At 60.9% G+C, this 18,804-nt stretch carries 12 protein-coding genes and 1 pseudogene; 5 read left to right on the forward strand and 8 right to left on the reverse strand.

The window, feature by feature from the left end; genetic code table 11:
• Positions 1–31: 31 nt before the first annotated feature.
• Positions 32–220 (forward strand): annotated as a pseudogene (locus C8029_RS18495) (IS66 family transposase); the annotation flags it as partial.
• Between the two features lie 66 nt (positions 221–286).
• Here the strand turns inward: C8029_RS18495 and C8029_RS18500 are convergent.
• From C8029_RS18500 to C8029_RS18540, 8 genes are all read right to left on the reverse strand, one after another.
• Positions 287–1,057, reverse strand: a complete 771-nt coding sequence (locus C8029_RS18500) for an SDR family oxidoreductase (RefSeq protein WP_009570475.1) — start codon at positions 1,055–1,057, stop codon at positions 287–289.
• Positions 1,058–1,250: 193 nt separating this feature from the next.
• Positions 1,251–3,647, reverse strand: coding sequence for a phosphoenolpyruvate synthase (ppsA, locus tag C8029_RS18505; RefSeq protein ID WP_009570476.1), 2,397 nt, complete (start codon positions 3,645–3,647; stop codon positions 1,251–1,253).
• Between the two features lie 847 nt (positions 3,648–4,494).
• On the reverse strand, positions 4,495–5,478 hold the full coding sequence (locus C8029_RS18515; protein ID WP_152003469.1) for a zinc-dependent alcohol dehydrogenase family protein: 984 nt from the start codon (positions 5,476–5,478) through the stop codon (positions 4,495–4,497).
• A 223-nt stretch (positions 5,479–5,701) separates the two neighbouring features.
• The gene (locus tag C8029_RS18520) at positions 5,702–5,947 is read right to left on the reverse strand and encodes an acyl carrier protein (protein ID WP_009570479.1); all 246 of its coding nucleotides are present in this window, start codon (positions 5,945–5,947) and stop codon (positions 5,702–5,704) included.
• On the reverse strand, positions 5,944–7,131 hold the full coding sequence (locus C8029_RS18525; RefSeq protein ID WP_152003470.1) for a dihydrolipoamide acetyltransferase family protein: 1,188 nt from the start codon (positions 7,129–7,131) through the stop codon (positions 5,944–5,946). Before C8029_RS18525 ends, C8029_RS18520 begins: the two co-directional genes overlap by 4 nt.
• Complete coding sequence (gene pdhA / locus C8029_RS18530; protein ID WP_152003471.1) at positions 7,131–9,128, reverse strand: pyruvate dehydrogenase (acetyl-transferring) E1 component subunit alpha; 1,998 nt, start codon at positions 9,126–9,128, stop codon at positions 7,131–7,133. Before pdhA ends, C8029_RS18525 begins: the two co-directional genes overlap by 1 nt.
• A complete protein-coding gene (gene acsA / locus C8029_RS18535; RefSeq protein ID WP_152003472.1) occupies positions 9,125–10,825 on the reverse strand; it encodes an acetate--CoA ligase in 1,701 nt (566 codons plus the stop codon). The genes pdhA and acsA overlap by 4 nt, the downstream gene beginning before the upstream one ends.
• Positions 10,826–10,905: 80 nt before the next feature.
• Entirely contained in the window at positions 10,906–11,454 is a 549-nt protein-coding gene (locus tag C8029_RS18540; protein WP_009570483.1) for a flavodoxin domain-containing protein, read from the reverse strand.
• Positions 11,455–11,800: 346 nt separating this feature from the next.
• Between C8029_RS18540 and C8029_RS18545 the strand changes: the two genes are divergently transcribed.
• From C8029_RS18545 to C8029_RS18560, 4 genes are all read left to right on the forward strand, one after another.
• A complete protein-coding gene (locus tag C8029_RS18545; protein WP_152003473.1) occupies positions 11,801–14,458 on the forward strand; it encodes a cation-translocating P-type ATPase in 2,658 nt (885 codons plus the stop codon).
• An 803-nt stretch (positions 14,459–15,261) separates the two neighbouring features.
• Positions 15,262–16,506: an efflux RND transporter periplasmic adaptor subunit gene (locus C8029_RS18550; RefSeq protein WP_009570486.1), complete on the forward strand. Its 1,245-nt coding sequence runs from the start codon at positions 15,262–15,264 to the stop codon at positions 16,504–16,506.
• Positions 16,499–17,203 (forward strand): ABC transporter ATP-binding protein, encoded by a 705-nt coding sequence (locus tag C8029_RS18555; protein ID WP_009570487.1) that lies wholly within the window; start codon positions 16,499–16,501, stop codon positions 17,201–17,203. The genes C8029_RS18550 and C8029_RS18555 overlap by 8 nt, the downstream gene beginning before the upstream one ends.
• A complete protein-coding gene (locus tag C8029_RS18560) occupies positions 17,160–18,416 on the forward strand; it encodes an ABC transporter permease (protein ID WP_226946392.1) in 1,257 nt (418 codons plus the stop codon). The genes C8029_RS18555 and C8029_RS18560 overlap by 44 nt, the downstream gene beginning before the upstream one ends.
• Positions 18,417–18,804 lie beyond the last annotated feature (388 nt).

Below are 18,804 nucleotides of genomic sequence, written 5' to 3' on the forward strand. Positions count from 1 at the left end.
GGTTCTGGTCTGGGACCAGACCGGCATCCCGCTGGCGCTGGACACCAACCCGGTCGAGAACCAGATTAGAAAAATCGCTCTTACGCGAAAGAATGCCCGCTTTGCCGGGCACGACGCCGGAGCCGAGAACTGGGCGCTGTTCGACGGACATCCAAAAAGCCGCATCGACGACCTCATGCCCAGCCTCTGCGCACCCGTGGTGTCAAACCTCGCCACCTAGGGCACCGGCTGAGCGTATACTCACAAGCAGGGCAGGGTGCTTTGTATGTCGCCGGGATGCGATATGCTATTGAGCTACAAATCCACCATCGACGGGTACATTGGCACCGCTCATGAAACCGGCACGGTCCGAACACAGCCAGACGATCAGTTCCGCAACTTCCTCGGGCGTGCCGATCCGCCCGATCGGATGCAGGGGGTCCATCATCTCCCGCGTGGACTGTGCGCCGCCTGTGCTCTGCTCAGCAAGCGAGTCGAGCATGCGGGTGTCAATTCCTCCGGGGCAAACCGAGTTCACCCGTATCCCCAGTTTCCCATATTCAAGTGCTGCGTTCTTTGTCAGGCCGTTCACCGCATGTTTCGATGCGGTATAGGGTGAAAGCCCGGGGAAACCGACGAGACCGGCGACCGAGGCCAAGTTGACGATGGCGCCGCCTCTGTTCCTTAGCATCTGCCGGATCTCGGCTCGAAGACAGAGAAACGTGCCGCGCAGGTTGACACCCAATATCGCGTCGAAGTTCTCAGTTGTCTGATCCGCCAGCGGAGCGATCTTCCCTTCGATACCGGCATTGTTGCATGCGCAGTCGAGGCGTCCGTAGGACCTGACCGTTTCATCAATCAGTCTTTCGACGTCTTCGGGTCTGGAAACGTCCGCCCTGACGAACACGGCATCGCGGCCATGATTCTTGATCAGCGATACGGTTTCTTCGCCTCCCGGCTGATCTATGTCGGACACCACGACCTTGGCACCCTCCTCGGCAAATTTCTGTGCCGTTGCACGACCGATCCCAGCTGCCGCGCCGGTGACTAATGCAACTTTTCCTAAAACCATGGCCATCGGACCCTCCACTCTTGCTTTGGTGACATATTGCGCCGAGGTCGTCGCCTCGCATTGACTTCCGTCAACGACCTATTGACCGAAAGGCATGCCGTCTCCGAATTGGAATGGAGTATGACAGCCGGGGCCGCTGCGCGACTTGGAGCGGGTTTTCCATCCAGTCCCTGAAATGGAGGCGGCCTTCAGAGTACTATCAAGCCTGACCCTCGCTGAGGTCATCCTTCTCGGCCTGTGCCACATTGCGTTTGACGTTCAAAAAGCTGTCCGGCGTCACGGAGATCGTGTCGATCCCGGCGCTTACCAGCAGGCGTGCGAAATCCGGATCATTGCTGGGCGCCTGACCACAGAGCCCGATCTTCCGTCCGGCCTCGTGTGCGCGCAGAATGGCGGTCTCGATCATCCAGAGCACCGCCGGGTCGCGCTCGCGGAACACATCGGCCAGCGCTTCGCTATCGCGATCGACGCCCAGCGTGAGTTGGGTCAGATCATTTGATCCGATGGAAAAGCCGTCAAACCGCTCGGAGAATTCCTTGGCCCGGATCACGTTCGATGGAATCTCGGTCATCACATAGACTTCGAGACCATTCTCTCCGCGTCGGAGGCCATTCGCGTCCATTACCTCCAGCACCTTGTCCGCCTCTTCGGGGGAGCGACAGAAGGGCACCATAGCGATGACATTGGTAAAGCCCATCTCGTCCCTCAGCCGCTTCAGCGCGGCGCATTCCAGCGCGAAGGCATCGCGGTAGAAAGCCGAATAGTAGCGCGCTGCGCCTCTGAGGCCGATCATCGGGTTTTCTTCCGATGGTTCAAAGTGACGGCCGCCGAGAAGGTCGGCGTACTCATTCGACTTGAAATCACTCAGTCGGACAATCACCGGTTTCGGATACCAGACGGAGGCAATCCGCGCCAGACCCATAGCCAGCCGCTGTGTGAAATAGGTGGGTCCGTCCTGGTATCCCTTTATCAGTTCGGTAATGGCGCGAAGCTCCGTCGCGTCCTTCACCTGGTCAGGGTTTAGCAGGGCCAGCGGATGTACCTTGATTTCGTTGCTGATCAGGAATTCCATCCGTGCCAATCCGACGCCGTCCACCGGGAGCCGCCACCAACGGACTGCGGCCGAAGGGTTGGCGATATTCAGCATCACGCCGGTTCGTGTCTGAGGCACGTCGTCAAGTGAGATGTCGCTGACCTCGATGTGTCCCAGCCCATCATAGACCGCTCCGGTTTCACCTTCGGCGCAGGAGACGGTAACGTCCTGACCTTCGTGTAAGATATGGGTTGCGCTACCAGTGCCGATGACTGCCGGAAGTCCCAGTTCTCGGCTGACGATGGCAGCGTGCGATGTTCGTCCGCCGTGGTCGGTGACGACGGCGGCGGCACGTTTCATGATCGGCACCCAGTCGGGGTCGGTGGTCGAGGTGACGAGCACCGAGCCATCAACGAAGCGGTCGATCTCATGCGCTGAGCGGATCAGGCAAACCCGGCCCGCAGCCGCTGCATTCCCGACACTCAGGCCCTGTACCATCAGCTTGCCTGACGGTGTGACGTTGAATGACTGGAACACTGCCCCAGACTTGCGTGACTGTACAGTTTCAGGGCGCGCCTGAACGATGAACAACTCACCGGTCTTGCCGTCTTTTGCCCATTCCATGTCCATGGCGACGCCGTAATGCGCCTCGATGGTCTTCGCATATCGGGCCAGTTCCACGGCCTCTTCATCGCTCAATGTGAAGCGCTCGCGTTCAGCCACCGAGGTCGGCACGTTGCGCGTCGCCGCTTCACCAGCCTGGCCATAGATCATCTTGATCTCTTTCGTGCCCAGTGTCTTGGAAACGATTGGCAGTCGGCCGGTATCGTCCAGGAAGGGCTTGAAGACCTGAAATTCGTCTGGGTTCACCGCGCCTTGCACAACGTTCTCCCCCAACCCCCACGCACCGTTTATCAGCACGAAACGGTCACACCCGCTCTCTGTGTCTATCGAAAACATGACGCCTGAGCTGCCGATGTCAGAGCGGACCATGAGCTGAATGCCAACCGATAAGGCGACGTCCGTCCGACCGAATCCCAGAATTTGACGGTAGCTAATTGCCCGGTCGGTATAGAGCGACGCATAGCATCGGCGGCATGCATCGAGCAGCGCCGCCTCTCCGGTGATGTTGAGAAAGGTCTCTTGCTGTCCAGCGAAACTTGCATCTGGCAAGTCCTCGGCCGTGGCGGAAGACCGGACGGCAATCGATGGCTCTTTTTGGCCACTGCGTTTCGCGAGGTCTCGATAGGCGGCGCATATCGCTTCCGCCGTTTCCCTAGGCCATTCGCCGGCGGTTATTGCGGTCCGAATGGCCGCACCGGCCTCGTGCAGCGTCGTGCGTCCGGCATCAAGCGCATCAATCCGCTCGGTGATGAGTTGTTTCAGACCGTTGGCCGCGATGAAGCCGCGATAAGCTTCGGCTGTCGTGGCAAAGCCGTCTGGCACGCGAATGTTTTTGGCGGTGAGGGTTGAAATCATCTCGCCCAACGAGGCATTCTTGCCGCCCACGACTGCGACATCGCCACGCCGCAGGTCTTCGTACCAGATCAGATATTTGTCCAAATCCCGTTCTCCTCAGTCAGTCTTGCAACAAACTGTGACACGCGGGCCGCGCCGTCATTGATGGCGGTCAATGCGCACAGGATCAGGAGCATGGCATCTTCTCGCACGGCGATGCGAAACTGTGGAAAGGGCCCCCTGCAAACAGAAAATTGCGGGCTGTGGCGGTGTGGATTGAGGCGATGAAGGATGCAGAGGTATGCCCGGTCGAGAAACGGCTACACTTCGTAGACTGCATGGTGCCGGGCGGGAGCATGTGTCGCGGGACAGCGACGACTGTATCGGGGTAGGCAAGGTGGCTTGCCTTTCATCCGCTCTTCTGGTGGCGACCCAGCGCGTTGTCGATTATCAGGCGCACCAATGACACAGTCTATTCTCACTGGCCAGTTTATCATGAGATTTAGCGGATCAGGATGCTCAAATGAGCCGCATCGGATATTGGGTTCCGATCCGATAGCTTGAGCAATCAAGAGATTTGTTGATCGTCACACAACACCAGTGATCCTAACAATTCTCCAATCGGCATTGGGGCAACAAGGCTTTGGTTTCGCAGGGGCCGCAAAACGTGGCCGCTTCGGGGCCAACTGTAGCGGCAGCACCTGCAATGCCCCATTTGAGGTCCTGTTCAGCCCATCGCCACGAGAAAGCGAGAGACAGGGTAAAGGCACCTGCTAAAGCATCGCCTGCACCGATTTTGCGGTGCAGGGGGACTTTTGGGGCGTGGCAGAAAAATCCCTGATGTCCGGCAACCATCAGTGACTCCTCTGCGCCGTGACCTGTCACAAAAATCCTCGCAGCCCCGGCCGCGCGAGCTGTTCGGTATACGCCAGATTGTCGGAAATCGGCCGCATCAGGGAACCAGAACGGCGGCCCCGGTGAAGCGCCCGGAGCGAAGGTCATCCAGCGCAAGATTGGCCTGTTCAAGGCGATAGATCGTGGTTTCGGTCTCTATGCCGGCCTCAATGGCCAGCGGCAGGAACTCCTCGCCATCGCTGCGCGTCAGGTTTGCAACCGAACGGATGACCCGTTCATGCCAAAGATCGGCGTAGGGAAAGGTAGGAATGTCGCTCATGTGGATGCCGCCCGACACGACACAGCCGCCCTTGCGCACCGCCTTCAGCGCCTTCGGAACAAGCGCGCCGACTGGCGCAAAAATCAATGCGGCGTCCAGTGGTTCGGGCGGGCTGTCGTCGGACGACCCTGCCCAGACCGCGCCCAGACGACGGGCGAAGGCCTGCGCCGACTGGTCGCCGGGCCGGGTGAAGGCATAAACCATTTTGCCCTGCCAGACGCAGAGCTGGCACAGGATATGCGCCGCCGCCCCGAACCCATAAAACCCGATACGCTCGGCGGAACCGGCGAGTTTCAACGTGCGGTACCCGATCAGCCCCGCGCAAAGCAGCGGTGCCAGTCGCACCGGGTCCGCATCGTCGGGCAGAGGAAAGACATATCCGGCGTCGGCCACGCAGAGTTCGGCATATCCACCGTTTCGGTCGTAGCCAGTGAATTCAGGTGCGTCGCAGAGGTTCTCGCGATGTGCGCGGCAATGCGGACATGTCCCGCATGTGCGGCCAAGCCAAGGCACCCCGGCCCGCTGGCCCAGTGTCAGACCGTCGACACCCGCGCCAAGCGCGTCGACGCGCCCGACGATCTCGTGTCCCAGTATCAGTGGGAGGTTGGGATGGGAGAGCTCGCCATCGAGAATATGCAAATCGGTGCGGCAGACGCCGCAGGCTTCCACCTTGAGCCGCACTTCGCCCGGTCCCGGGGCGGGGTCCGGCAGATCGCGGAAGACCAGCGGGGCGTTCTGTTTTTCCAAGACCATCGCGCGCATGGGTGTCTTTCCCTAGGTTGGCGGCTCACATGGCCGCATCAGTCATGGGTCCCTCTCAAGAGGGCTGAGGTGATGAGAGATCACGCGGAGAATGTGTTAGCGTAGGTGGTCGGGTCGTTCCTTTGGGGTCCTGAAACCGCCATTCGATTGTCCCGGTGAAAGATCCGCCCCGCATTGACGACGGTCAAATTGCGACACAATCCGGGTAAGCCTTTGGCGTCGATCACGTCACACGGGCGGTCAGATAAGACACCGCAAGCGCCAATGTGGCGATTTGCGGATAATCCGTTTCCGGGATGTCGACATTCAGCCTCCGATGCAGCGCGGTCACCAGGTTCAGGACATCCATAGAGTCGAGTTCAAGATCGTCCTGCAGGTGATCGTCCTCGCCCAAGGTGTCCGGGTCGATATCGGGGGCGATGTCGAGCAGCTCTTCGATGAAAGCGGTGCGAATGTCTTCCTTGGTCATAGTGTCTCCGGCGAAGCGATATGAGATTGGAACTCCGCGATGAAACGCGCGGCCTGTCGGCCGTCGCTCACGCGGTGATCGACGGACAGGGTCAGGGTGACAACTGTTCGTGGCACGACCGCGCCTTCCACGATCCAGGGGCGCAGCTTGGACGCCCCCAGACCGACCAGCGCGACCTGCGGCGGAAAGATCACGCCGGCCATCGCCTCTGCTCCGACTGCGCCGAGGCTGGAGATCGTGATCGTACCTTCGGTCACTTCCGAGGATCGGAGCCTCCCGGCCCGCGCGCGGAAGACCAGGTCACGCATGCCTGACATCGTCTCGTCGACGGACATCGCGCCCGCATCGATCAGCGCCGGCGCGACCAGGCCGCCCCCCCGCAAGGCCACAGCGACCCCGATATTCACCCGGTCGGTCGGGCGCAGGGCGCCATCGACAAACTGGCCGTTCACCGATGGCACCTTGGCGGCAGCCAGCGCCGTGGCCCGCACGAACAGCGCGCCCAGAAGCAGCCGGTCCGAGGGCGGCCGATCGGCGTTTCGGGCTTCCACCCACTCGAGCGCGGGTTGTACGTCGATGGTCTCTGACAGGTAGAAATGCGGGATCGTCTGCTTGGATCGCGCCATCGCAGCGGCGATGGCCTTGCGCATTTCCAGCATCGGAGAGGCGGTCTGTACTATCGCCGCGGACGACTTTCGTACCTCCAGATCCTTCAGCAGGACAGCACCCGCCGGTCCGCTTCCTGTGATCGTCGCCAGGTCGATGCCAAGTTCACTGGCCCGGGCACGCGCGGCGGGCGAGGCAGCGGTGGCACCGTGGGGCAGTGGGATCGCAACCGCTGGATCGGGTGCGACTTCGGGGGTGTCGGCAAGGGCTTGGGCGGGCACAGCTTCGGGCTTGGTGTCAGCAGCCGGCGCTTCGGGTTCCTTTGGTTCTGGCGCAGCCTCGCCGGGACCAAGGATCAGCGCCAGAGGCGCGCCCACGGGCAGGGCCGCACCCAGATCGGCCTGCAATTCCAGCACTCTGCCGTCTTCGAAACACTCGATTTCGATGGCGCCCTTCTGGGTCTCGACCACTGCGAGCACATCGCCTCGATGCACCTCGTCACCCGGTTTCACCAGCCACTCGACAAGTGTGCCCGCCTCCATGTCGGCCCCGAGCGATGGCATGGTGAAGATACCCATCAGGCCCGCCCCATCATGGTCTTTGCGGCCGCGACGATACCGGGCACTTGCGGGATCGCGGCGTCTTCCAGGTGTTTGGGATAGGGGATCGGGACTTCTGCCGAACAGACCCGTTCCACCGGCCCATCGAGCGACCAGAAGGCTTGTTCCATGATCCGGGCCGAGACCTCGGCGGCCAATGATCCGCTGCGCCAACCCTCGTCCACGATCAGCGCGCGGTGCGTCCTGGCAACGGAGGCCATAATCGTCGCGTCATCCAGCGGGCGAAGGCTGCGCAGGTCGATCACATCGGCCTCGATGCCGTCACCCGCCAGATCCTCCGCCGCCTGCAACGTCTTGAACAGCGACCCGCCATAGGTGATGAGGGTCAGATCGCGCCCCTTACGCCGCAACTCGGCTTTCGAGATGTCGACCGCACCGGCGTTGCTGTCGATCTTGCCCGTCATGTTGTAGAGCATGACGTTCTCGAAGATCAGCACAGGGTCAGGGTCCTGAAGTGCTGTCCAGAGCATGCCGCGCGCGTCCTCCAGCGTGGCGGGGGCCAGAACCTTCAGCCCCGGAATATGGGCATACCATCCCTCCAGGCTGTGCGAATGCTGCGCCGCGAGCTGTTTGCCCGCCCCGGTTGCCATACGGATCACCAGCGGGACGCCGAATTGCCCGCCCGACATGTGCCGGATCGTCGCCGCAGTGTTCATGATCTGGTCGAGGGCCAACAGCGAGAAATTGACGGTCATCAGTTCGACGATCGGCCTCATCCCGGCTGCCGCCGCGCCGATGCCCGCGCCCGTGAACCCGCTTTCCGATAGCGGCGTGTCGCGGATGCGCTCCTCTCCGAATTCCGCCATCAAGCCTTTCGAGACCGCATAGCAGCCGCCATAGGCCCCCACATCCTCGCCCATCAGGAAGACCCTGTCGTCACGGATCATCGCGTCGCGAATCGCCTGCTTCACCGCCTCGCGGTAGGTGATTTCCACAAGCTCGCCCGAGGGCTTCGTTGGCTCCGGGGGGGCGGGCGCGGGGCCAAGCACATGCTGCGACAGCCGTTCGACCGGCTCCCATGTTCCGTCCTCGGCAAAAGCCACGGCGCTGGCGATCTCGGCATCGACGTCCGTTTCGATCTGGGTCACGTCTTTCTCGTGGATCAGGTGGTTCTCCAGCAGCCAGCCCTGAAAGCGGACGATCGGGCCGTGCTTGCGCCACTCCTCGATCTCGGCTTTATCACGGTAGAGCTGCGCGTCGAACATGGAATGCGCACGGAACCGGTAGGTCTTGCACTCGAGGAAAATCGGTTTGCCGGTCTCGCGGATCTTGCCGATCGCCTTGCGCGCGGCCGCCTCCACCGCGACGACATCCATGCCATCGATCTGGCGCGCCTCCAGCCCGTAGGAGGCTGCCTTCTCATGGATATCGGTTTCTGCCTCGGTCCGGGCCAGCGCCGAACCCATCGCATAGCCGTTGTTCTCGCAGACGAAAAGAACCGGCAGGGACCAGAGTGCAGCCAGGTTCATCGCCTCGTGAAATTCGCCTTCCGCAACGGCGCCCTCGCCAAAGAAACAGGTCGTCACCTTGTCCGCACCCTGCATCCTGTCCGCCAGCGCGAGGCCCGTCGCCAGCGGCAGGCCGCCGCCCACAATCGCGTTGCCGCCGTAGAAATTGGTGTCGGTATCGAAAACATGCATCGAACCACCGCGCCCGCCCGAGCAGCCTTCGGCCTTGCCATACATCTCGGCCATGATTTTTGTCATGGGCACACCGCGTACCAGCGCGTGCCCGTGCTCGCGATAGGTGGCGACAACCCGGTCCCGCGGTCCGAGAACCGGGATGACCCCGGCGGAAATTGCCTCTTCCCCGTCATAGAGATGCAGGAAGCCGCGGATTTTCTCTTGGGTGTAGAGTTCGGCACACTTGTCCTCGAAACGGCGGACACGGATCATGTCGCGGAGCAGCGCAAGAACATGGTTTCGGTCAAGTTTGGGTTTGTCGGGCGCTCTCATTTCTCATCGGTCTCCAGAGTGGAAATGTCACCTTCCGGCAGGCCCAGTTCCCGCGCCTTGAGCAGCCGCCGCATGATCTTGCCAGAACGGGTCTTGGGCAGGTTTTCGCGGAACACCACCACGCGCGGAGAAACGGCCGGGCCAAGCCTTTTGCGAGCATGGCCGCGCAATGCGCGCTCCAGCGCCACGTCGGCCGTGAATCCTGGGTTCAGCGTGACATAGGCCTTCACGATCTCGCCTGCGGTTTCGTCCGGCAGGCCGATAACACCTGCTTCGGCCACCGCCGGGTGCTCGATCAACACGCTTTCCACCTCGAAGGGCCCAACCAGGTGACCGGAGGTCTTGATCAGGTCGTCGGCCCGTCCGACGAACCAGAAATACCCGTCCTCGTCCCGCGTGGCAAGGTCGCCCGACAGATACCAGCCGTCCACGAAGCACTTGTCGTAGCGCGCCTGTTCGTTCAGGTAGGCCCGCATCATCGACGGCCAGCCGGGCCGGAGCGCCAGTTCGCCGATTTCGCCGGTGCCGAGTTCCTTTAGCGTATTACCCTCGCGTTCGACGATGCCGGCCTCGATCCCCGGCATCGGCTTGCCCATCGAGCCGGGCTTGACCGTCATACCGGGCAGGTTGGCGATCATGATCCCGCCGGTCTCGGTCTGCCACCAATTGTCGTGAAACGGCTGGCCGAACACGTTCTCCGACCAGACGACCGCCTCGGGGTTCAACGGCTCTCCCACGCTGGCGAGGAACCTCAGCGAGGAAAAGTCATACGGCTTTGCCACATCAGCGCCAGAGCGCATCATCATCCGGATCGCAGTTGGCGCGGAATACCAGACTTCGATCTTTTCCCGCTCGATCGTGCTATACCAGCGCTCCAGGTCGAATTCCGCCTCGTCCACGATCATCTTCACCCTCTGAACCAGCGGCGCGATGATCCCGTAGGACGTGCCGGTGACCCAGCCGGGATCGGCGGTGCACCAATAGGTCGTCTCAGGCGTCAGATCCAGTGCACACTGCCCTGAGAAGGCGTGGTAGAGTACCGCCTCGTGGACATGGACCGCGCCTTTCGGCCGCCCCGTCGTGCCGGACGTGAAATGGATCAGCGCCGGATCCTCGGGCCGGGTCGGGGCGGTATCGAAATCGGGCGATGCAGTGGCCATCACAGGACCGAGAGCGACGCAGCCCTCATCGGCATCCTCATCAATGACACCGATGACAAGGACCAGCTTTAGCGTCCCGATCTCGTCGCGCCAGGCCGCGATCTTGCGCTTGTAGAGGTCCGGCGTTGTGACCAGCACCTTCGCGGCGCCGATCTCCATCCGGGTGCGGATGGGGTCCGGCCCGAAGGCGGAGAAGAGCGGTGTGAAAACCATGCCCGCCTTCAGCGTACCGAGCGCGGCTATGTAGAGCTCGGGAACACGACCCAGCAGCGCGAAGACGCTGTCGCCAGGCGCAAGCCCATGGGCGGCAAGGACGTTGGCGAAACGCGAGGATTGTCGGGCCATGTCGGCATAGCTCAGTTCTTGCCGATCTCCGCCTTTGCCGAGCCAGAGCATTGCAGTCTCATCCCCGTGCCCGTGCATCACATGCCGGTCCACCGCCTCATAGGCGATGTTCAGCATCCCGCCGGGCATGTCGAGCATCGCACGGGCTTCGGCCCAAGGGTCCGCATCATAGTCGATTGCGCGGTTGGTCATCAACGAAAGCTCCTCCTCATTGACCAGACTTGGGTGGGGGCGGGCGAGGCCGCATTGACGGCGATCAATGCTTCGCGGTGTCAATCCCCGTCGTCGGTCGCGAAGGACGCAGGCCAATCGGCCAGAACCGCTTTGAGCGCTGCCCAGTCGGTATATTCGATATCAGCGGAAAGATCCGCCGACGGATCCTTGATCGCAAGGATGCGGCGCATCACGAAACGGCGGAAAACATCGTATTCAGAGGGCTTGTAGGCCCCCGCCAACTGTTCGACCCGATCGGGGGTCCAGCCTGTGGCCGAGGTGAAATCGGCAAGAATCTTCTCCAGGCCCTGCCAGTCTTCGGCTTCGTGGCCTGCGGCGGCAAGCGAGACAGAGAGGAACAGGCTGGGCAAGGCAGACAGAGCGGCGGCACGATTGGCGCAGAACTCCGTCAGTGCTTTCTGATAGCGACCACCATGAACCGATGCAGCCAGTAACACCGCATCGAAGCGTGTCAGGTCGATGTCATCGGCATCGGCGAGCGGCAGGAGTTCGGCCATATGGCCTGCATCGACGAGCCAATCTGCTGCGACGCGGCAGATTTTGCGGGTTTGACCATCGGTCGAGGCATAGGCGACAAGAAGTTTCATAGTCCGACGCTAGACCGTTCCCGTTGCGTCGGCATTGACGGCTGTCAATCGGGTCGGAGACCGGTGTTGCGAGCGATCAATGCGTTATGTGGCCGCCACATTAGCATCCAAAGAGCAAATCCTTGCACGCCACCTGATACGTCTCGATCTGCCGGTTTCCGTCAATCGGTACTTGCGGTTTGTCGAAGTCACGGCACCATTCATTGATGGCTGTCAACGCCGGGCTGGTCGTAATTCAGAAAATGATCAGTAGGAGAAGCTGCTGGGAAATGCGGGAGAACCCACTTTGTCGAGAAAGGACCAGAGATTTGGGCTGCGAACGATCAAGACTCCGGGGTTGGACCAGATGGGACAGCCGGTGAACCCGACGCTCTCCGATCCGCCGCATGCGCTCTCGTCACGCAAGGTTGCTCAATTGCTGGCTGTGTCGCCAGAAACAGGGCTGTCTCATGGCGAGGCTATGCAACGGCTCAGGTCTCACGGTCCGAATCGCCTGCACCGCCAGAAGCCAAGAAGTGCGATGGTGATCCTTTTTCACCAGTTTCGGAGCGTGATCGTCTGGTTGCTTGCAGCGGCCGCAGTTATCTCGCTGATCATTGGTGACATTGCAGAGGGCGGTGCCATAGTCATTGTGCTCTTGCTCAACGGCGCGATCGGTTTTGTCACCGAGCTGCGGGCTGCCCGTTCGATGGAAGCATTGTTCCGCATCGCCGAGGTCCGTACCCGTGTTCGCCGGGGCGGTCGCGTCCAGATGATCGACGCACGCGAGATGGTCCCCGGCGATGTTGTGGTTCTCGAAGGCGGCGACGTGGTGACAGCGGACCTGCGTCTGAACGAGGCGTCTTCCCTTCAGGCCGACGAATCCATTCTGACCGGCGAGGCGGCTCCGGTGGCCAAATCCCCGGAACCTGTTGCCGAGGATGCGATCCTGGCCGAACGAACATCTATGGTTTTCAAGGGCACCGCGATAACGAGAGGGGCCGGTGAGGCTATCGTCACCGCAACGGGCATGGCCACCGAACTGGGGCGAATCAGCCAACTGGCCGAAGCGGCGAAAGCAGACTCCTCGCCGTTGGAGGTTCGGCTGGAACGGCTGGGTCGTACCCTGATCTGGTTGACCTTGATCCTTGCTTCGGGCACTGCCCTGACGGGTATCCTGCGCGGACAGGAATTGGCCATCATGATACAGACCGCGGTCGCCTTGGCCGTGGCGGCGATCCCGGAAGGATTGCCGGTGGTTGCGACCATGTCACTGGCGCGCGGCATGTGGCGAATGGCCCGTCGCAATGCACTCATTCGCCGCCTGTCGGCTGTCGAAACGCTGGGGGCGACGACCTTAATTCTGACGGACAAGACCGGCACACTCACGGAAAATCGAATGTCCGTCGTCCGTTTTGTGCTGGAGCATGGCGAATTTGAACCCGATTCAAGCGATCCGTCTGTGGAACTCGCGTTGCGAGCCGGCGCGGCCTGCACAACTGCGGAGTTGGGGCAGGGGAACCAGAAGGGGACGGGTGATCCAATGGAACTCGCGCTGCTTGAAGCCGCTGACCGTGTTGGTGTGGCGCTTCCGGAAAGGCGGCTCGAACAGCACGCTTTTGATCCGGAGCAGCGCATGATGGCGACCGTCCATGCCGACTTCGATGGGGCCTTCTATGCGGTCAAGGGTGCCCCCGAGGCGGTTATCAACGCCTGTAGTCAAGTCCTCGACCGCGACGGGCCGCATGCACTTTCCGACGCGGCGAAGTTGGATTGGATTCGCCGCAACGCACGGGTGGCAGGCGAAGGATTGCGCACGCTTGGACTGGCGATGAAGAGCGAGGGCACCGCAGGAGCAGAGCCTTATGAGGGGCTGACACTGATCGGGCTGGTCTGTTTGGCTGATCCGCTTCGCGACGATATTCCGCCAGCCATCGCCGCGTGCCGCGCGGCCGGGGTCCGGGTCGTCATGATCACCGGCGACCATGCCGCCACAGCAGCGCGGATCGCATCCGATGCCGGGATTGGAAATGACGGTACGACAGTGATCGAGGGGCGCGAACTGGCGGGCCTCGATCTGGACCACACGGGGGAGGAGACACAAGGGAGATTGCGCGCGGCAGACGTTTTCGCCCGCGTCGCGCCCGAAACGAAACTGACGCTCGTCTCTTTCCATCAGCAGGACGGGCAGATCGTCGCGATGACAGGCGATGGCGTCAACGACGCCCCGGCGCTGAAACAGGCGGACATCGGGGTGGCAATGGGGCTGCGCGGCACGCAGGTGGCCCGCGAGGCCGCAGACATGGTGTTGAAAGACGACGATTTTGCCACGATTGTCGAGGCAGTTCGCCAAGGCAGGGTTATTTTCGGGAATATTCGCAAGTTCATCGTCTACTTGATGTCGTGCAACCTTTGCGAGGTGCTGGTCGTGACGCTGGCGGTGGGCGCCGACCTGCCCGCGCCGCTCCTGCCGCTGCAGATTCTCTATCTTAACCTTATCACGGATGTTTTCCCCGCCTTCGCATTGGGGTTGGGGCAAGGCGATGGGCGCGAGATGCACCGCCCGCCGAGGCACCCGTCCGAACCCATCATTGGCCGAACCGAGTGGCTGCGGATATCAGGTCTGGGCGCGGCGCAAACCGTCGCGACGCTGGCGGCTTTCGTGCTGGCGCTGTTTCAGATGAATCTTTCGGTAGACCAGGCGGTGACTGTAGCTTTCCTTACACTGGCACTCGGGCAACTCTGGAACGTCTTTAACACCCGTGCCTCCGACACACAGTTGATTGCCAACGACGTGACACGGAACCCATTCGTCTGGGGTGCGCTGGCGCTCTGTCTGGTCCTGATCGGCGCCGCGCTTTGGGTGCCGGGACTATCGGCAGTGCTGAACCTGGTCGCGCCCGGCAAGGACGGCTTGGTATTGGCGGCGAGCGCAAGCCTGATCCCGCTCTTTCTGGGACAGGCAGCATTGGCGATTACCGTTGTCTTCCGTCAATGGTTTGCTGATCAGGCAGTGGCACGATAGCTTTACATCCGGCGCAACCAAATCGGAGGCAAACCCTAGTTTGGGTAAGATTCTGACTGATTGCGCCCTGCTGGCGCAATGGAAACGGTGCGTGCTTTGGGGTCATTGCTGGTCCGGCAGAAGAAGACCCCAAGAGGCTGCAATATACATCTCCATCACAGCGGATGCGGCCAACTCTCAACCGTCTTTCAGCAACGGCCAACTCAAAACCACAAGCGCTTGCAGCCGCCGAAATCCTTGGTGGATTACCCCGGCAGGTTAATCCAACGCTTCGTAGTTCTGGCACTTTGAGGAACTGTTTCAACGCGCAACCGTATTTCAGCAACGAGGAATACCGCGTGAGGAGAGGAATGTCATTTTGCTCGGCACCCTTGGCAGTCTTGCTGCCGGCCCTGATGACTGTTGGCAGGATCATTCTTGGTGCCATGGCCATCTGGCTTCTGGACGAGCGGGTCCCTCACAGCACTTCATCAAGCGCCTTGAGGGCCCAGCATGGGACACGCTTCGGAAGATCTGGTTGTTTGAAATTGCGATCACCTTGCACAACATTCCTGAGGGACTGGCGGTCGCGCCGGCGCTTCGTTCTGAATGCCCTGCTTTCGCGGTCGGTGCGATGATCTATGTGAACAGCGATGAAATCATACCGGGACCGCGCCGTCACGGACATCAAGATCGCCGGTTGGCGGGTATGTGCCTGTTGGAATCATTGCGCGGCACATGGTCATTGGCCGCCGTCAATGACCGATCGTCTTCATGTTTGGTATGTTGCTTTCATCAGCAGAAGACGGGGCACACGGGGCACCATGACAGACACACCGGATCAGATTGCCCGGACACTCGCGCAGACAACAGGGACGTGGCGCCCTTTGCTTCGGGTAGCCCTCGTCGTTGCCGGGATAGCTTTTGCAGTTCTGGGCTGGATGGTATTTCAGGGCATTGGAACGGGGCGGGGCGACAGCTACGTCACGACACCCGTCGTGCGTGCCGACTTTAAAGTGACCGTCACGGCAACGGGAACCGTCGAACCGACCAACCTCGTGGACGTCTCCAGTGAGCTTTCCGGTACGATTGAATCAGTTTACGTCGATTTCAACGACACCGTCGAGGTCGGCACCGTGCTTGCGGCATTGGACACGCGCAAGCTGAAGGCACAACTGGCGATTGCCCAGGCGGCATCGGATGCTGCCAGCGCCAGGGTTGTCGTCGCTCAGGCGGCATTGGACAAGGCGCGAGGCGACTACGATATCGCAAGGACACTGGAAAATCGCGGAGTGACCTCGCATCAGGCGTTCTCCGCCCAGAATGCCATGTTGCGTCAGGCAGAGGCAGAGTTGCAATCGGCTGAGGCCGATCAGGCACTTGCACTGGCGACGCTGGATCTTCACCGCGCGGATCTCGAAAATGCATGCATCTGTTCGCCGATCCAGGGCGTCGTTCTGCAACGTGCCATCGATCCAGGTCAGATCGTTGCCGCTTCGCTTACGGCTCCCGTTCTGTTTTCCATCGCCGAAGATCTGCGAGAGATGGAACTGCAGGTCGACATCGACGAGGCAGATATAGGTCGTGTTGCCGTGGGGAATGCGGCGACGTTCACCGTGGATGCCTATGAGGACAAGACGTTTCCGGCCACGATCTCGCAAATCCGCTTTGCGGCGGAAGTCGTCAGCAGCGTTGTCACCTACAAGGCCGTGCTCGACGTCGCCAATTCGGACATGCTGCTACGGCCCGGCATGACGGCGACTGCAGAAATCATAGTGGCAGAAGTTGCGAATGCGCTTGTCGTGCCGAACGGTGCGCTGCGCTATGCTCCCAGACAGACCGCAAATGCCCCGAGAGATGACGGTGGCAGCGGCCTGCTTGGCATGCTGATCCCCAGAACGCCCGAAACGCCGGCGGCAAGCTCCGGCAGGGCTGTCTGGATGCTTCGGGACAACCAACCGGTGCAGGTTGCGGTCCGGCCGGGGGATACGGACGGAGAGATAACCGAAATCCTTGAAGGGGTCCTGATCGAGGGCGACCTTGTTATCACGGGTGATACGAATGGATGACATCCCAGTCATAGAACTCAAGAAGATTTCGCGGATTTACGGCAAGGGCGATATCGCCGTCCGTGCACTCGACGGGGTAGACCTGCGGGTCGATGCTGGAGAGTTCATCGCGATCATGGGGCCAAGCGGGTCAGGCAAGTCGACGGCCATGAACGTGATAGGGTGCCTCGATTCCCCAACGTCGGGGCGTTACCGCTTTATGGGATACGAAGTTGCGGGTCTCTCCCGGGATCAGCGTGCCCTGCTCCGGCGTCACTATCTGGGTTTCATCTTTCAGGGGTACAACCTCCTCCCGCGGGCGTCGGCCCTGCACAACGTTGAATTGCCGCTGATCTATATGGGTCAGGCGCGCGCCGTCCGTCGGAAGGCAGCTCTGGACGCCCTACGAAAAGTCGGGCTGGAAGCGCGGGCGCATCACCAGCCGAATGAGCTGTCAGGCGGGCAACAGCAACGTGTTGCCATCGCAAGGGCCCTTGTGGGGAACCCGAAAGTCATTTTGGCAGACGAGCCGACGGGGAACCTCGACACAAAAAGCTCGGTCGAGATCATGGACATGTTGCGCGGGCTCAATCGCGACTCTGGCTTGACAATCGTCATGGTCACGCACGAACAAGACATGGCCAACTACGCGGACCGCTTGATCTGGATGGTGGATGGCCGCATCGACCGTGACGAACGCAAAGTGCGGGCGGCTTGAGATGCTTGGGGAAACCATCCGGCTTGCCATACAGGCGATCTTCAGAAACGCGCTGCGCTCCTTCCTGACAGTGCTCGGCATCGTCATCGGCGTCGGAAGCGTGATTGCCATGGTAACGGTCGGCCAGGGGTCGACGCAGCAGGTCGCCGCCGATGTTCAGAAACTGGGCACGAATATTGTGATCGTCGTTCCCGGTCAGGACGCGTTGCGCAGCGGTCCTAACAGCACGACCGCGTCGATGTTCACGCTTCGGATCAATGACATTCTGCAACAGCGAATTCCGGATGTCGTGCTCTCTGCGCCGATCAGCCAGACCCGAGAGCGGGTCATCTTCGGTACGGAAAACCGATTGACGGACATTGTCGGAACGGACAACCGCTACTTCCAGGCCGCGCGTTGGGATCTGGCAGCAGGGCGGCTCTTCGAACCCGGAGAGATCGCCTCGGGGCGCGCGGTCTGCGTGATCGGCAAAACCGTACACGAAAAGCTTTTCGGCAGCGGTGACCCTGTCGGCGCAAAAATACGGATCGGCGCACTGTCCTGCCGGATCATCGGACTTTTGCAATCCAAGGGCGCGTCCACATTCGGAAGCGACCAGGATGATTTCGTGATCATGCCGCTTGCCACATTTCAGCGCCGGATCGCGGGAAACACAGATGTACAAAGCTTGTATGTGTCGATCCGCGACGGTGCTTCGGTCGAGGGTGCGATGGTTGAAATCACCGACGTAATGCGCGAGTTGCGCCGTATCCGAACCGGCGAGGATGACGATTTCGAAGTGCTCGACATGAAACAATTCGCAACGATGTTGACTGGGATTACGGATATCCTGACCGGGTTACTTTCGGCTGTCGCGGCCGTCAGCCTTCTTGTCGGCGGAATAGGGATAATGAACATCATGCTGGTTTCCGTGACCGAACGCACCCGAGAGATCGGCATACGTCTCGCCATAGGAGCGCGCTCCCATGATGTGCTGATGCAGTTTCTTGTCGAGGCCATCCTGTTGTCACTCATGGGTGGCGTGATTGGAATCGTCGGCGGCCTGCTTCTTGCAGCCGCAGGCACGACCTGGTTGTCAGTGCCGTTTTCGCCAAGCTTAGGAATTGTTCTTGCGTCCTTTGCGTTCGCCGCCTTGATCGGGATCGTGTTCGGCTATTTCCCGGCGCGCCGTGCCGCACGCATGGACCCGATAGAAGCACTACGGCATGAGTGAAGCTCTGGCGGATACAGAGGCAAATCTGCAATTCTCTTCAACCCTTCGCGCCGCCTCCGAAGAGTTGCAACGCGTGCATTAATGTCGAGCGTCCCAACCTTGCCATGCCGGATCATTTCTCGCATCAAGCCGCCCGGGTTGCGGACAGGATATGTGGGATGATCTCGCCCAGCATCGACCAGAAGAAAGCAGAGCGCCGATCCGTGATCGCCAAGGGTGCCCTGTCCCTCAAACCAGACTGACGAATGGATATCGAGCATCGGCAATAACCGTCAGGCGGCCTCGACGATGTCGCGGTCTCTGAGGGGCCGGTTATGTTGTCGGCAGGTGTCAAGCATCATGCGCAGTCCGTCACCTGCAATGTCGTAAAGGTTCTCAGACATCAAAG

Source organism: Roseobacter sp. TSBP12, from assembly GCF_009129705.1.
GTDB lineage: Bacteria > Pseudomonadota > Alphaproteobacteria > Rhodobacterales > Rhodobacteraceae > Celeribacter > Celeribacter baekdonensis_A.